Genomic DNA, 15856 nt, shown 5'->3' with positions numbered 1-15856 from the left:
TGGGGACACCGCGGCCCGGGCGGAACGACCGGGCCGGCCGGGGAGCTACCGCATGGCCTGCTCGAAGTCACGGATGATGTCGCGGGCGGACTCGATGCCGACGGATACCCGGATCATGCCGTCGGTGATGCCCATCTGCTCCCGCTCCGCTGGCGGGATGTCGAGGAAGGCCATCGTCCCGGGTACCTGGGTCACGGTCCGCACCCCACCCAGGCTCGCCGCGAAAGAGCCCAGCTTGAGGCCCTTGAGGACGCGCACCGCCTGGTCCTCGGTGTCCAGGCTGAACGCCAGCATCGCACCCGGCATGTCGAACTGCCGCTGGGTCAGTTCGTGCTGCGGATGGCTGGGCAGGCCCGGGTAGAACACCTTGCGGACCTGAGGCTGCTTCTCCAGCCATTCGGCGAGGGCAAGCGCGTTCTGGGTCTGCCGTTCGACCCGCAGCGGAAGGGTCTGCAGCCCCCGCAGCAGCAGCCACGCGTTGAACGGGGACAGCGCCCCGCCGAGCTTGGTGAGGGTGTTCCAGCGAACCTGCTCCAGCCAGTCCGCGGGGAGGATGTCCGAGCGCAGGGTGATGACCCCACCCACCGCGTCATTGTGGCCGCCCATGAACTTGGTGGCGCTCTCGAGCACCACGTCGACGCCGTGCTCGTGGGGCCGGCAGACCGCCGGGCTGGCGAAGGTGTTGTCGCAGAAGACGACGATTCCCCGCGAGTGGGCGAGGTCCGCGAGGGCGCGAAGGGGCGCGATCTTCATCGTCGGGTTGGCGATGGTCTCCACGTAGAGGACGCGGGTGCGGTCGGTGATCGCCGCCTCCACCGCCGCGATGTCACTGGCGTCGACGAACGTGACCTCGATGCCGAAGTCCTGGATGCGGTGGTCGAAGAACTCGTGCGTGGAGCTGTAGGTGGTGAGGTCGGCGACGATGTGGTCCCCGGCCTTGAGCAGGCCGAGCAGGGCGTGGGAGATCGCCGCCATCCCGGAGGCGGTGGCCAGGCACGCCGTCGCGCCGGCGAGCTGGGCGACGTGCTCCTCGAGCTTGTACTCACTGGGGTTGCCGCAGCGGCTGTAGATGTTCACCTCCTTGCGAGCCCCGTCGACGATCTGGTCGTAGATGTCGTCGGCGTACTGGTAGTTGGCCGACATGTAGATCGGGTAGCTGATCGACTGCGTGCTGGCCTCGGGCTCGTAGTAGACGGCGCGGCTGGCGAAGTCGAGGTCGTCCATGGGGTGTCTCCTTGGGTTGGGGCGGGCCGGGCTGGCCGTCACTGCTTGATGGCGCCGCTGGTCAGCCCGCCGATGACCTGCTTCTGGAGGGCGACGTACACCACGAACGAACCGAGCGCGGCGAGCAGAACCGCCGCCAGCAGCACGGGGTAGTCGGTGACCCGCTCGCCCACGTAGTCGGTGAGTCCCAGCGGCAAGGTCTTCTTGCTGGGGGTGTTGAGCAGCACCAGCGGGAAGAGGAAGTCGTTCCAGACCCAGATGGTGTTGACGATGGCGGTGGTGAACATTGCCGGTCGCGCGATCGGCACCATGACGCGCAGGAAGGCCCGCAGTTCGGACGCGCCGTCGACCCGGGCTGCCTCGACCAGGGACCGTGGGACCGTGCTGAAGAACGCCCGCATGATGAGGACGGACACCGGCAGGTTGAAGGCCACGGTGGGCAGGACCACTCCGGTACGGGTGTCCAGGAGGCCCGCGTCGCGCAGCGTCGCGACCAGCGGCACCAGTGCGACGTACGCCGGGATGGCCATCGCGACCAGCATCGCGATCTCCACCCACGGCATCCAACGGGTGCGGTAGATGACGAAGGCGTAGCCGGCGGCGGTGGCCATGGCGACGGTCAACGCGACCGACACCACCGTCACCGCGAGGGAGTTTCCGGCGTAGACGAGCAGTTTCCCTTCGCCGAGCGCCTTGCCGTAGTTGGCCCACTGCGGGTCGGTGGGCAGCGACCAGACGGACGCCAGGAAGTCCTGGTTGCTCTTCAGCGAGCTGTAGGCCATCCAGAGGAAGGGGAAGATGACCACGGTCAGGTGCACCGCCAGGATGAGGTACACGATCGCGGTGCCGGTGCTGAGGCGGGGCCGCCCGCGGCCGGTCGTTGCCGGTACGGCCGCCGGGTGCTGCCTGGTGACGTGGATGGTCGAGGAACTCACGCCTCTCCTCGCTTCCCGCGGCGCATCAGGCCGAGGACGAAGACGCCGACCGCGGCGGTCAGCAGGATCTGGGCGAATCCGATGGTGGACGCGTAGCCGGCTTCGAAGTTCCCGAAGCCGGTCTGGAAGAGGTACGTGGACACCACATCGGTGGCGTTGCTCGGTCCCCCTCGGGTGAGCACGTAGACGAGGGAGAACGTCTTGAAGGAGGAGACGACCGCCAGCAGGGTCGTCGCCTGGACGTTCGACCAGACCATCGGGACGCTGACGGAGAAGAAGGTCCGGTAGTGGCCGGCGCCGTCGATGGCCGCCGCGTCGTACACCGCTTCGTCGACGTTCTCGAACGCGGCGACGAAGAGCAGGATGTACAGCCCCAGGTAGGTCAGGTTCATGACCACCAGCACCGCGGGCATCGCGGTCGACCGGTCGCCCAGCCACCCGCGTGCGAGTTCGTCGAGCCCGACGGCGTTGAGGAAGCCGTTCAGCAGCCCGAAGTAGGGGTTGTAGACGAAACCCCAGAGCAACCCGATGCAGATCTCGCTGATCACCACCGGCACGACGTAGACGAACATGGCGAACCGCTTGATCCGGGGCACCACCCGCACCAGCCAGTACGCGATGACCATGCCGACGCCGACCTGGAACACGATCGCGGTGAGCGCGACCAGGACGTTGTTACGAAGTGACCCCCAGAAGATCCGGTCGCCGAGCAGCCGCTCGTAGTTGGTCAGGCCGGTCCACTGCCGGGGCGAGACGCCGTCCCATGAGTGGAACGACAGGACCCCGGCCGTGAGCAGCGGGTAGGCGACGAAGACCGCCAGGAACAGCACCGCGGGCGCGAGGAACAGCAGTGCTGCCCGAGCGTCGCGGCGGGCGGCGACGGACCGCGTGGATGTGGACACGAGACCTCCTGGGTCGCCGCCCGAGCGCCCGTAGCCGGGGCGGGCGCTCGGGCAACGGATCGCAGTGGTTACTTGCCGGCCTTGGCGGCGTTCTCGATGGCCTCGGACGCCGCCGCCGGCGGGATCGAGCCGTCGATCAACCCTTGGAGGGTGGAGTAGTACGTCTCGGTGGTCTTGGGGGCCATCGCGGTGTCGTAGAACGGGTCGAGGGTCTCGGCCTTGCCGATCACGTCCTGGACCACCCCGGCCAGCAGCGGGCCGGCCGCCTCCGGCGTGGTCGCCCCCTTGCGGGCGACCATGGTCTTGCGGATCTGGACGTACTTGGTCATCACCTCGGGGCTGGTGATGTGGCGGAGGAACGCCAGGGCCGCCTCCTTGTCCTTGGCCTTCTCGGACACGGCGAAGCTGGCGGCGACGCCGGCCAGGACGTCACTCTGGTTCCCCTTGCCCGCCGCGAAGGTCGGGAACGGGAAGTAGCCGAGCTCGAAGCCGGCCGGGGCCTCCGCGGACATACCGATCTGCCAGGTGCCGTTGAGGACCATGGCCGCCTTGCCGTTGAGGAAGAGGATGTTGGCCTCCGCGTCGGACATGCCGTTCGCGCCCTTCGGCAGGTATCCCTTCTGGGCGAGCGTCTGCAGGACGCCGGCCGCGTCCTTGGCCTCGGGTCCGAAGGTGGCGTTCTTGTCTCCGGCGCCGAAGCCGGACATGACCCCACTGCCGTGCATGCGCATCTCGGCGTACTGGAACCAGAAGGTCGCGGGCCAGCTGTCCTTGTTGCCGAGCGCGACCGGCACCACGCCGGCCGACTTGATCTTCTCGGCCAGGTCGAGGAACTCCGGCCAGGTGGTGGGGACCTGCCATCCCTTGGCGTCGAACAGTGCCTTGTTGTACCAGACCAGCGCGGCGTCGATGTCGATCGGCACCGCGTACGTCGAGCCGCCGAAGGTGACCGACGGCAGCGAGCTTTCCAGGAAGCTGTCGCGCCAGCCCTGCTTGGCGAGCTCGTCGTCCAGCCGAAGGACCTGGCCGCTGTCGACGAAGGCCTTCAGGTAGCCACCCGGCAGCGTGTAGAAGACATCCGGCGCGTTGCCCGAGGCCATGGCCGTCTGCAGTTTCGTCTTGTAGGAGGACTGCTCGGCCGACACCTCCTTCACCTTGATGTCGGGATGCGCCTTCTTGAAGGTGTCCAGCGCGTACTCGATGAACTCGACCTTGTCCTTCTGGCCTGCGTAGGCGTGCCAGATCTCCAGGGTCTTCCCGCCGCCAGAGGTGTCAGCCGAGCCACCGGCGCCTGCGCACGCCGACAGCATCACGAGCGCGGCACCGGCAGCCAGTGCCGCTCGCCATGCAGATCTGATTCGCATCCCAGACTCCCGTGGTTCCACTGCTTGAAAACTTGGTGGGTAGTAGTACTACCACCACGAGTCAGCCTGGTCTAGGGTGTTGCTCAATTCGAGACGGGGCGAGGGAATGACCAACTCCACCACCAACGGCACCAGCGCCCTGGCGCGACTGAGGGCAGCCAGGCCAGCACTGTCCGACACCGAACGGAAGGTCGCGGACTGGATCCTCGAGCAGCCGGCAGGATTGCTGGAGAGCTCGATGCTGGATGTCGCCCGGGCATGCAACGTCAGCGACACGACGGTGCTGCGGATGTGCCGCAACAGCGGCTTCGCCGGGTTCACCGACCTGAAGCTCGGCCTGGCCCAGGACCTCGCCTCGCCGACCCAACTGATCCACGACGACGTCACGCCGGACGACGACGCGGCGACGGTCGCGGCCAAGGTCTTCGCCAGCACCATCCAGTCCCTGCGCGACACGCACCACCTGCTGACCGGCCAGGACATGGCACGGGCGCTGGACCTTCTCGAAGCCGCCGACCACGTCCTGGTCGGCGGCGTGGGCACGTCCGGGGTCGTCGCGCAGTCTTTCTACCAGCGGTGTCACCGGCTGGGGATCCGCTGCGACGCCCCGGTCGACTCGCAGTTGCAGATCATGCACGCCTCCCTGCTGCGCCCCGGGGATCTCGCGATCGGCATCTCCTACTCAGGCGCCACGAAGGACGTGGCCGACATGCTGGCCCAGGCGCGCCGGGCCGGGGCGTCCACCCTCGTCGTGACCGGCAACCGGGACTCCCACGTCGCGCGGCAGGGAGACGTCGTGCTGGTCAGCGTCTCCCACGAGACCCGCAGCGAGCCCCTGGCCGCCCGGGCCTGCCAGATGGCACTCCTCGACGCCCTCTATGTCGCGTACTCGCTGCGGCACGTCGACGACGTGCTGGAGAACGAGAAGCGACTCAACCAAGCCATCGCACAGCGTTCCTATTGACTATTTCGGACACCAGTTGGAGAACCGAGTGATCGTCCAGATCTACACCGCGCAGTCCGCTCGCGAGGCCCTCGCCCTCGCGGAGGTAGGAGTCGACCACGTCGGCCTCACCCCGGCCAAGCTCGGCCTGCCGGGAGAGATCGATGAAGACACCGCAGCGGAAGCCGTCCGTGCGCTGCGCGGGAAGGCGGTCTCGGTGGCCCTGTCCGTCTCCAGTGACCTCGACGAGATCGTCCGCATGACCACGCGGGTCCAGCCCGACATCCTGCACCTGTGCGGCGAGCCCGGCGCCGTGCCGCCGGCCGCCGTCGCGTCGCTCCGGCGCCGGCTGCCCGACTGCAAGATCATGCAGGCCATCGCCGTCACCGGGTCCGCGGCGGTGGACACCGCCCGCGCCTACGCCGATGTCAGTGACCTGCTCATCCTCGACTCCCACACCGACGAGGTCGCAGGCGTCGGCGCCGCCGGGGTGGTGCACGACTGGGACATCAGCGCGCGAATCGTCGCGTCCGTCGGCATCCCGGTCATCCTCGCCGGGGGCCTGTCGCCCGAGAACGTGGCGGCGGCGATCGCGACCGTGCAGCCCTGGGGCGTGGACTCGCTCACGCTGACCAACCGGGCGCTGCCCGGAGGTGGCTTCGAGAAGGACCTCGCCCGCGTCGCCGAGTTCGTCGGCAACTCGCGTGCCGCCCGGGTCCCGGCATGAGCACCACGGTCAACCACCCCATCCCCCGATTGCCTGGTCAGCCTCCGGACATCTCCCCCGCCTCCCCCGCGGTGTCCGCACAACCGCCTGGTCCGGACGCCGAACCGCACGTCGACCTGGACGTCCTCGACGCCGTCCAGCGTCGGGTGCTGTGGCTCGCGACGCGGATCGTGGATGCGGCCAACCGTGAGCGGGACACCGGCGACGGGGTCAAGGTCGGGGGTCACCAGGCGTCATCGGCGTCGATGGTGACGATGATGACCGCGCTGTGGTTCGCGCACCTGGACGGGGCGGACCGGGTGGCGGTCAAGCCGCACGCCGCGCCGGTCTTCCATGCGATCCAGTACCTGCTCGGCAAGCTGGACCGTTCCTACTTGACGAAGCTGCGCGCACGGGGCGGGCTGCAGTCGTACCCCTCGCGGACCAAGGATCCCGACGAGGTCGACTTCTCGACCGGCTCGGTCGGGCTCGGCGCGGCGGCGCCGCTCTTCGCGGCGGCCGTGCGCCGCTACGTGGACGCCCACTTCGGGGCGCGCCCCCGGTCACGGTTCATCGCGCTGCTCGGCGACGCCGAACTGGACGAGGGGAACGTCTGGGAAGCGGTCGCCGATCCTGCCACCCACGGGCTGGGCAGGGTCACCTGGATCGTGGACTTCAACCGGCAGTCGCTGGACCGGGTGGTCCCCGGAATCCGGATCGACCAGTGGCGGGCCTCGTTCGAGGCCAACGGCTGGCACGTGGTCGAGGTCAAGTACGGGCGACGACTCCAGGCGTTCTTCTCCCGCCCCAACGGTCCGCTGCTGCGGGAGTGGATCGACGCGATGCCGAACGAGCAGTACCAGTCGCTGTTCGGCCTCAGCGGCCCGGCACTGCGGGAACGGCTCCTGGACGGGGCTCCCGCGGGCCTGGCGGAACTCGTCGCCGACGTCACCGACGACGACCTGGGCGAACTGGTCACCGACCTGGGCGGCCACGACCTGGGCGCGGTGCTGGACGGGCTGGCCGAGTGCGACGCCACGGACCGACCGACCGTGCTGTTCGCCTACACCATCAAGGGCTGGGGCCTGCCCATCGCGGGGAATCCGCGCAACCACTCGGCCCTGCTCTCCGGTGAGCAGATCGATGCGCTGCGGGCCCAGACCGGCGTCCCCGCCGACCGGGAATGGGATCGCTTCGATCCCGACTCGGCCGAGGGCCGGTGGATCGAGGAACGCGCGCGGCAACTGGCCCGGCAGCCGCGAAACGCTCGGCTGGGCGTCACCGTGCCGACCGCCACCGGGGTACGGGTCTCCCGGCCGGTGTCCACCCAGGAGGCCTTCGGCCGGATCCTGGTGGACCTCTCGCGCGACGAAGCAGTCGCCCCGTATCTGGTGACCACCGCGCCGGACGTCGCGACATCGACCAACCTGGCGGGGTTCATCAACCGGGCCGGCGTGTTCGCGCCCACAGAGCGGCGATCCTGGAACGCCGACCCGGTGCTGAGGTGGGCGGAAGGACCGACCGGGCAGCACATCGAGCTCGGCGTCAGCGAGATGAACCTGTTCCTGCTGCTCGGGCAGCTTGGCCTGGCCTGGGACCACTCCGACCAACCGCTCCTGCCGGTCGGCACCGTCTATGACCCGTTCGTGTGCCGGGGGCTGGACGCCTTCATCCACGGCGCCTATTCCGGCTCACGGTTCCTGGTGGCCGGCACGCCTTCCGGGGTGACCCTGGCACCTGAGGGCGGGGCTCATCAGTCCACGATCACCGCGTCCATCGGCATCGAGCTGCCTGGCGTGACCTTCCTGGAGCCCGCATACGCCACCGCCCTGGACTGGCTCATGTGCGACGCCCTGTCGCGCATCGCCGCCGGTGACCCGGGCTCGGCGGGCGCCGCCGGCGACCACGGGGCGTACTACCTGCGGCTGTCGACCCGCCCGATCGACCAGGCACCGTTCGAAGCGGCCCGGAGCCGGCTGGGCGACGTGGTCCTGCGCCGGCAGGTTCTGGCCGGTGCGTACCGGCTGGTCGACGCGTCCGAGTTGGCCGCCGCCGGCGCACCGCAGGTCTACCTGGCCGCCAGCGGCGCCGTCCTGCCCGAGACGGTCGCGGCGGCGACCGAGCTGGCCGAGGAAGGCATCGCCGCACACGTCGTGGACATCACCTGCGCCGACCGCCTCTTCACCGCCTGGCAGCGAGCACTGCGGCAAGGCATCCGGACCGCGACCGCGCCGGCCAGCCCCGGCGCGTTGCGCACCGCGTTCGCGACGCGGGCGCCCCTCGTGACCGTCCACGACGCCTCCAGTCACGCGCTCGCGTGGCTCGGCTCCGCGCTCGGCGTGCCCGCGGTGCCGCTCGGGGTCGACGAGTTCGGACAATCGGGCAGGGTCGCCGACCTCTACGAGATCCACGACCTGCTTCCTGGATCGATCACGAACGCGGCACTGGCCGCCCTGACCCTGGGAACCTGATGGCGCCAGGGTGTGGCCGACAACGGAAATCACCCGATCCGGGTGACGCCGGCTCGCCCTCGCGTCCGTGAGTCTGTCCCTGCCGGCGTACGGCTGGGGGGACGAATGACCGACCCGATCAAGGAGTTCTTCGCCGACATCGAACGGAGCAGGCCGCATCTTCCCGAGAAGTACGCCGGGACGATGCGGTTCGATCTGACCGTCGACCACGTGCTGGAGCACTGGGTGCTGATCTTCGACTCGGGAGACGTGCAGGTCGCCAGGGACAGCCGGGAGGCGGACTCAGTCATCCGGGCCAGGCGGGACGTGTTCGCCCGGATACTGACCGGTGAGCAGGGGGTGTACGCCGCCGTGTGGCGGAACCTGCTCAGCGTCGAAGGCGACATCAGCCTGCTGGCCACGCTGCGCGAACTGCTGCCGGCGGCTCGGCGAGCCGGCCGGACCGCGGCTCGGACACCGGAGGGCTGAACGTGGATCCGAAGCTGGTCAGCACCGTGGACGGCAACACCTACATCCTGAGCGACAACCGCGGCGACATGTCCGCCGATGCGGGTGTTGCGACCGGGCTGTACTCCTTCGACACCCGGTTTCTGAATCAGTGGGCCCTGAGCGTCGACGGGAAACGCCTGAACCTGCTTGCCGTGGACGAGCTGAACTTCTTCGAGACGCGGTTCTTCCTGGTTCCCGGGGCGGCGACGCACTACGTGGACGCGACGGTGTCGGTGATCCGGCACCGTTCGATCGAGGGCACCTTCAACGAGCAGCTGATCGTGCTCAATCACGACAAGTCACCCGTGACCATGCGGGTCAGGATAGACATCGGCAACGACTTCGCAGACACGGTGGAGCTGCGCCGCGATGGCGGCGGACCACGGCAAGGCCGCACCTCGGTCCGGGTCGACAACGACGGCCTGCGGCTGACCTACGAGCGGGAGTCGTTCGTCCGGGAGACGATCGTGACGTCGTCCGAGCCGGCGGCGGTCGACGAACGGGGCATGACGTTCGAGGTGACCATCGGACCGCACGGCAGCTGGCGAACCACCTTGCGGGTGGACGCGGTGCTGCGCGGCGCGCACGGCCGGGACGTTCGGGCCAACCTCGCTTCCCACCGCGGACGGAAACGACCGGAGATGCGCCGCGAGCTCGAGGAATGGCTCGACTCGGCACCAGACCTGCGCACCGACTCGGCCTCGCTGGCCGTCACCTACCGCCGCAGCTTGATCGACCTGGGTGCGCTGCGTTATTCCACGTGGACCTACCGGGAGCGGCTGCCCATGGCCGGGATGCCCTGGTACATGACCCTGATCGCCCGGGACGCTCTCATCTCCTGCCTGCAGGCGATCTCGTTCACCCCGCAGCTGAGCGTGCCCACCCTGCGGTTGTGCGCGGTCGGGCACGGCACCCTGCCGAACGACTTCCGGGAAGAGGATCCGGGCAAGGTCTTCTACGAGGTCCGGTACGGCGAGAGCGCGGCCTTCGAGGAGCAGCCACAGGCCGCCGACTTCAGCGCGGCCGACACGACCCTGCTGTTCGTGGTGCTGCTCGACGAGTACGAACGGTGGACCAGCGACGAGAGCCTGGTGCGCGAGCTTGAGTACGAGACGCGCATGGCGCTGGCCTGGATCGACCAGTACGCCGACCTGACCGGCCGAGGATACGTGGCGTACCAGCGGCGCAACCAGCGGTGCGGCGTCATCAACCAGGGTTGGAAGAACACCCCGGACGGCATCTCCTACCGCGACGGGCGGCTGCCCGGCTATCCCCTCGCCACCTGTGAGCTGCAGGGCTACGCGTACGACGCGAAACTACGCGGTGCCCGGCTGGCCCGGCAGGTCTGGGACGACCCGGCGTACGCCGATCGCCTGGAGCGGGAGGCCGCAGACCTGAAGGACCGGTTCAACCGGGACTTCTGGATCGCCGATCGCGGTTACTACGCGGTCGCTCTGGAGGCCGACGGTACCCAGGTGGACGGGCTCACCTCGAACATCGGCCACCTGCTGTGGAGCGGGATCGCCACCGAGGAGAAAGCGGCCCAGGTGGCCGAGCACCTGATGAGCGACCGGCTGTATTCGGGCTGGGGAATCCGGACACTGGCCACCGACAACCACCGTTACAACCCGATCGGCACCCACACCGGGATGGTGTGGCCGTTCGACAACGCGCTGATCGCCTACGGCCTACGCCGGTACGGGCATGACCGGGAGGCCGCCCGGGTCGCGGAAGGAATCCTGACGGCGGCGAGCTGTTTCGACGGACGACTACCCGGCGCGTTCGCCGGATACGGCCGGAGCCTGACCAGGTACCCGGTCACCCTGCCACGAATCGGCTCCCCGCAGGCCATCTCTGCCTCAGCCCCGCTCATGCTGCTACGCACCCTGCTGGGCGTGGAACCTTGCGAAGGGCACCTGTCGGTCGAACCGGCGGTCCCGGAGACGATCGGGCTCGTCGAACTGCTCGGCGTGCCCGGCCCGTGGGGACGGCTGGACGCCGTCGCCCACGGCCGATTGCCGGTGCCCGGCTGACCCGAGGATCGGAGCGCTCACTCCCCTGTGTCGGACTGGGTGCGTGTGGCGGCGACGACCCGGCGTACCTCGTCGCCGTCGGTGGCCTCGCGTCCGTCGCGCCGCACCGGTGCCCGCAGGTGCACCTCCCGCGCCCCGGTCTCCGCGAGCACCTGCCGGACGTTGTGCGACCGGATGCCGCCGCCGGCGATGACCCGCAACCGGTCGCCGGCCCGCTGCCGTAGCGCAGCGATCCGCGCGGCGCCGGCCAGCGCGGTGGGCGCCGCGCCGGAGGTGAGCACCGCGTCGGCTCCGAGGTCGATGATCTCCTCGATCGCCTCCAGCTGGTCGCCGACCTCGTCGAAGGACTTGTGCACCGTCACCGGCAGCGGCCCCGCCGCCTCGATCAGGCGCCGGAGCACGGCCAGGTCGAGGCCGCCGTCGGCGGTGACCGCGCCGACCACCACCCCGACCGCGAGGCCGTGCGGATTGGGCAGGCTCCGGATGGCCGCGATGTCGGCGAGCATCACCTGCTCCTCGATCTCGCTCAACCGGAAGTCACCGCCCCGGGGACGGACCATGACGCGTACCCCCACCCGGCGCAACGTCCGCAGGGCGACCTCGACGGTGCCCAGGCTGGGGGTGGTGCCGCCCTGGCCGAGATCGGCGCAGAGCTCCAGCCGGTCGGCCCCGGCGGCCTCGGCCACCAGTGCGGTCGGCACGTCACTCACGCAGATCTCCACCGTGGTCATGCCGCCTCCTCGCTTCGCTTGGTCATCCGGCCGCCCCGGCCCCTGCGGCCGCCTTGCTCGACTCCGGACGCAGCGGGAAGTGGCAGGCCACCTGGTGCCCGTCGCCGGCCAGCGGCGGCTCCGTCGCGCAGATCTCCTGCGCCAGCGGGCAGCGGGTCCGGAACCGGCACCCGGTGGGCGGGTTCAACGCGCTGGGCAGCTCGCCTCGGATGGTGACGCCGTCGCGAGCGGTCGCGGCGTTCGGCGTGATCGAGGGGACGGCGTCGATGAGCGCCTGCGTGTACGGATGCCGGGCGGCCCGGACCACGTCCCGGGCGGGACCGACCTCGACGAGCTTGCCGAGGTACATGACGCCGATCCGGTCCGCCATGTAGTCGACGACGGACAGGTCGTGGCTGATGAAGACGTACGCCAGGCCGAGCTCGCGCTGCAGGTCCCGCATGAGGTTGAGCACCTGCGCCTGGATCGACACGTCAAGCGCGCTGACCGGCTCGTCGCCGACGATCAGCCGGGGCTGCAGGGCCAGCGACCGGGCCAGCCCGATGCGCTGCAGCTGGCCGCCGGAGAACTCGTGGGGGTAGCGCTCCAGGACCCGCCGCGACAGCCCCACCTGGTCGAGCAGCGTCGCGATCCGCGCCCGCCGCGCTGCCCCGTCGCCCACCTTCTGGATCTCGAGCGGCTCGGCGAGGATGGCGTCGACACGCATCCGCGGGTTCATCGCGGCGTAGCTGTCCTGGAACATCAGTTGGACCTGCCGGTGCATCCGGCGGCGCTCCCGCCCGGCCAGGCTGGCGATGTCCGTGCCGTCCAGCAGGATCTGCCCGGCGGTCGGCCGCTCCAGCCCGACGGCCAGCCGTCCCACGGTGGACTTGCCGCAGCCCGACTCGCCGACCAGCCCGAAGGTCTCCCCCGGGCCGACGTCGAAGGAGACACCCGCCACGGCGCTCACCTGCCCGGCGGACCGGCGCAGCAGCCCGCGGCCGTGTGCCGCGTAGTTCTTGACCAGCGCCTGCACCGACAGGACCGGGGTCGCCGCCGGCTGGTCTGCTCCGGCCGTCGAGTCGGCCGGTTCGGGCGCCTGCTCGACCCGCACCCGAGGCGGCAGGGTGACCGGTGCGGCGGGCACCGGGTGCAGACAGGCGTGCCGGTGCTCGCCGACCGACAGGGCCACCTCGGTGGTCCGGCACTCGTCGGTGACGTGCCGGCAGCGTGGCGCGAACCGGCAGCCGGCCAGGGGCCGGGACAGGTCCGGCGGCAGTCCCGGGATACTGTAGAGCCGGGCGTGTGCACCGCTCTCCCGGATCGCCGACTCGGGGAGCGCCTCCATCAGCGCCTCCGTGTAGCGGTGCCGAGGCGAGCGGAACAGTTGCTCGGTCGCCGCGGTCTCCACCACCCGTCCGGCGTACATGACGGCGACCCGGTCGGCGCGGCCGGCGATCACCCCCAGGTCATGGGTGACCAGGATGACGGCCATCCCGAACTCTTCCCGCAGGTCGTCGATGAGTTCGAGGATCTGCCGCTGCGTGGTGACGTCGAGCGCCGTTGTCGGCTCGTCGGCGATGAGCAGGCGCGGGGAGCAGACCAGTGCCATCGCGATGGCGACCCGTTGCCGCATCCCGCCGGACAACTCGTGCGGGTAGTTGTCGACGATCCGGTCCGGGCGTGGCATCCCGACCCGGCGCAGGATCTCGATGGCCCGCTCCCGGGCCTCCGCCCTGCCGACTCGCTCGTGCACCCGCAGCGGTTCGGCGACCTGGACGCCGATCCGCATGGTCGGGTTGAGCGAGGTGAGCGGGTCCTGGAAGACCATGCCCATCCGGACACCACGGATCCGGCGTACCTCGTCTGCTGGCAGCGATCGCAGGTCCCGGCCTTCGAAGAGGATCTGCCCGCCGGACACCCGGCCGCCGGGCGGCAGCAGCCCCATGATCGACAGCGCCGTCATCGTCTTGCCGCTGCCGGACTCACCCACGACGCCGAGGGTCTCCCCCGGCATGACCTCGAGATTGACCCCGTCGAGGGCGTGTACCGTGCCGCGGCGCAGCGCGATGTCGGTGTCGAGATCGCGCAGTTCCAGCAGGGGCTGGGCCCCTGCCGGCTGCCCGGCCGCCGAGGAGTGCCGAAGGTCGGTCGATTCGCTCATTCCCTGCTCCTGCTACCGCCGCCGGAGGCGGACCTCGAAGGCGTCCCTCAGCCCGTCGCCGATGAAGTTGAAGGCGAGGACGATGAGGATGATGGCGATTCCGGGCGGATACAGCAGCCACCAGTGGCCGCTGTAGGTGTCCGCGAGGCCGTCGGAGAGCATCCCGCCCCAGTTCGCCGCCGGCGGGGGGACACCGAGGCCGAGGAACGACAGGTACGCGACGTAGAGGATCGCGTCGGCGACCTGGAAGGTCGCGTTGACGATCACGGTCCCGATGGCGTTCGGCACGATGTGCCGGCGCACGGCCCGGCCGCCCGTGCCGCCCATCGCCCGCATGGCCTGGACGTACTCGCGGGAGCGCAGGGTCAGTGCCTCACCCCGGACCAGCCGGGCCGGCCCCAGCCAGGCGAAGGCGCCGATGATGAGGATGAGCATCGACACGCTCGGGGTGACGATGGCGGCGAGCAGCATGAACAGGAACAGCGACGGGATCGACATCATCGCGTCGACCACCCGCATCATCGCCGAATCCGGCCACCCCCCGACGAACCCGGCGACGGCGCCCCAGAGCGTGCCCAGGGCGGTGGCGAGGATCCCGGCCGCGAGCCCGACGATGATCGAGGTCTGACCGCCGAGCATGAGCCGCCCCAACTGGTCGTAGCCGACCCCGTCGGTGCCGAGCGGATGCCCCTGCTCACCCGGGGCCAGGTGTACGGCGGTGAGGTCCGTATGCACCTGGTCGGTGTGGTAGAAGAGCGGGCCGAGGAAGCAGATCCCGGCCAGCAGGACGAACAGGCCCAGGCCCACCAGGGCGAGCCGGTTCTCGCAGAAGACGACCAGCCCCTGCCGCCAGAGGCCGCGCACCGGCGCCTCGGCCGCGTCCGCCGGCTGGTCGGGGGCGGTGCCTGGGCGGACCGCCTGGGAGAGGGTGGTCATGACGCGCTCCCGCGGAGTCGGACCCGGGGATCGACGGCGGCGTAGAGCAGGTCGGCGACGAGCGCGCCGACGACCGTCGCGATCGAGATGATGACGGTGACCCCGAGCAGGATCGGGAAGTCACGCTTCAGCGCCGCCTGCCAGAACAACTGCCCCATGCCGGGGAAGTTGAACAGCGACTCGACGACCAACGCCCCGCTGAACAGCGCGGGCAGGTACATCCCGAGCAGCGTGATGACTGGGAACAACCCGTTGCGCAGCGTGTGCCGCAGGACGACCCGCCGCTCGGAGAGACCCTTGCTGCGGGCGGTGCGGACGTAGTTCTCGTTGAGGTTGTCGACCATGGCGGAGCGTACGTACCGCGAGTAGACCGCGATGGTGACGATGGCGAGTGTGACCGTGGGCAGGACCAGCCCGGCCGGATCGGCGAGCACCTCCGCCACCGTGAACCCTTGCGGTGCCTCCGGCGGCAGGATCGGCCAGACCTGCGAGAAGAGGATGATCATCATGAGGCCCATGAAGAAGATGGGCGTGGCGTACGCCAGCAGCGACAGCGAGGTGATGGCGTAGTCGGGCCAGCGGTTGCGGCGCACCGCCTGGATCACCCCGAGCGGGATCGCCAGCACGATGGCGAGCAGGGTCGACAGCAGCGACAACACCATGGTCTTCGGCAGCCGCTGGCTGATCGCCTCGACGACCGGCTGGTTGAGCTGGTACGAGTAGCCGAGATCGCCGTGCAGCAGGCGCTGCACGTACATGCCGTACTGCTGGATCCAGGGCCGGTCGTAGCCCATCTCGTGGTTGAACGCCGCCAACTGCTCCAGCGTGGCCTCCTTGCCGAGGGTGGCCCGCGCCGCGCCCCCGGGCAGCAGGTGCAGGATGAGGAACGCGATCACCGTGACGAGCACGACGACGATGAGGGCCTGGCCCAAGCGCGTGATGAGGTACCGGACCACCTGGGCGGTTCCTCCTCCCCGGT

At 69.9% G+C, this 15856-nt stretch carries 13 protein-coding genes; 5 read left to right on the top strand and 8 right to left on the bottom strand.

All coding sequences use genetic code 11. The annotated features are described in order from the left end of the window. Positions 1–45: 45 nt before the first annotated feature. From ACGF4F_RS03640 to ACGF4F_RS03625, 4 genes are all read right to left on the bottom strand, one after another. On the bottom strand, positions 46–1224 hold the full coding sequence (locus tag ACGF4F_RS03640; protein ID WP_357436171.1) for an aminotransferase class I/II-fold pyridoxal phosphate-dependent enzyme: 1179 nt from the start codon (positions 1222–1224) through the stop codon (positions 46–48). 38 nt (positions 1225–1262) lie between these two features. Continuing rightward, on the bottom strand, positions 1263–2159 hold the full coding sequence (locus ACGF4F_RS03635) for a carbohydrate ABC transporter permease (RefSeq protein ID WP_357436170.1): 897 nt from the start codon (positions 2157–2159) through the stop codon (positions 1263–1265). Then, the gene (locus tag ACGF4F_RS03630; protein ID WP_073838336.1) at positions 2156–3061 is read right to left on the bottom strand and encodes a carbohydrate ABC transporter permease; all 906 of its coding nucleotides are present in this window, start codon (positions 3059–3061) and stop codon (positions 2156–2158) included. Before ACGF4F_RS03630 ends, ACGF4F_RS03635 begins: the two co-directional genes overlap by 4 nt. 68 nt (positions 3062–3129) lie before the next feature. After that, on the bottom strand, positions 3130–4425 hold the full coding sequence (locus ACGF4F_RS03625; protein WP_357436168.1) for an extracellular solute-binding protein: 1296 nt from the start codon (positions 4423–4425) through the stop codon (positions 3130–3132). A gap of 106 nt (positions 4426–4531) precedes the next feature. Here ACGF4F_RS03625 and ACGF4F_RS03620 point away from each other — a divergent pair, with 106 nt between their 5' ends. From ACGF4F_RS03620 to ACGF4F_RS03600, 5 genes are all read left to right on the top strand, one after another. Next, entirely contained in the window at positions 4532–5389 is an 858-nt protein-coding gene (locus ACGF4F_RS03620; RefSeq protein WP_357436166.1) for a MurR/RpiR family transcriptional regulator, read from the top strand. A gap of 28 nt (positions 5390–5417) precedes the next feature. Next, positions 5418–6095: a phosphoribosylanthranilate isomerase gene (locus tag ACGF4F_RS03615; RefSeq protein ID WP_357436164.1), complete on the top strand. Its 678-nt coding sequence runs from the start codon at positions 5418–5420 to the stop codon at positions 6093–6095. Next, the gene (locus ACGF4F_RS03610; protein ID WP_393074496.1) at positions 6092–8545 is read left to right on the top strand and encodes a pyruvate dehydrogenase; all 2454 of its coding nucleotides are present in this window, start codon (positions 6092–6094) and stop codon (positions 8543–8545) included. Before ACGF4F_RS03615 ends, ACGF4F_RS03610 begins: the two co-directional genes overlap by 4 nt. A gap of 105 nt (positions 8546–8650) precedes the next feature. Further along, a complete protein-coding gene (locus tag ACGF4F_RS03605; protein ID WP_357436160.1) occupies positions 8651–9013 on the top strand; it encodes an SCP2 sterol-binding domain-containing protein in 363 nt (120 codons plus the stop codon). A 2-nt stretch (positions 9014–9015) separates the two neighbouring features. After that, the gene (locus ACGF4F_RS03600) at positions 9016–11067 is read left to right on the top strand and encodes a glycogen debranching N-terminal domain-containing protein (protein ID WP_357436158.1); all 2052 of its coding nucleotides are present in this window, start codon (positions 9016–9018) and stop codon (positions 11065–11067) included. Positions 11068–11084: 17 nt separating this feature from the next. Here the strand turns inward: ACGF4F_RS03600 and ACGF4F_RS03595 are convergent, their stop codons facing one another. The 4 genes from ACGF4F_RS03595 to ACGF4F_RS03580 are packed head-to-tail and all read right to left on the bottom strand — an operon-like array spanning position 11085 to position 15833. Then, the gene (locus tag ACGF4F_RS03595) at positions 11085–11798 is read right to left on the bottom strand and encodes a copper homeostasis protein CutC (RefSeq protein WP_357436156.1); all 714 of its coding nucleotides are present in this window, start codon (positions 11796–11798) and stop codon (positions 11085–11087) included. Between the two features lie 22 nt (positions 11799–11820). Next, a complete protein-coding gene (locus ACGF4F_RS03590) occupies positions 11821–13941 on the bottom strand; it encodes an ABC transporter ATP-binding protein (protein ID WP_357436154.1) in 2121 nt (706 codons plus the stop codon). A 12-nt stretch (positions 13942–13953) separates the two neighbouring features. Next, on the bottom strand, positions 13954–14877 hold the full coding sequence (locus ACGF4F_RS03585; protein ID WP_357436153.1) for an ABC transporter permease: 924 nt from the start codon (positions 14875–14877) through the stop codon (positions 13954–13956). Next, positions 14874–15833: an ABC transporter permease gene (locus ACGF4F_RS03580; RefSeq protein ID WP_357436151.1), complete on the bottom strand. Its 960-nt coding sequence runs from the start codon at positions 15831–15833 to the stop codon at positions 14874–14876. Before ACGF4F_RS03580 ends, ACGF4F_RS03585 begins: the two co-directional genes overlap by 4 nt. Positions 15834–15856 lie beyond the last annotated feature (23 nt).

It is taken from the genome of Micromonospora sp. NPDC047740 (assembly GCF_043204735.1).
In the GTDB taxonomy this organism is placed as follows: domain Bacteria; phylum Actinomycetota; class Actinomycetes; order Mycobacteriales; family Micromonosporaceae; genus Micromonospora.
The sequence above is the reverse complement of the archived record's forward strand: the minus strand, read 5'-3'. Positions and strand labels throughout refer to the sequence as shown.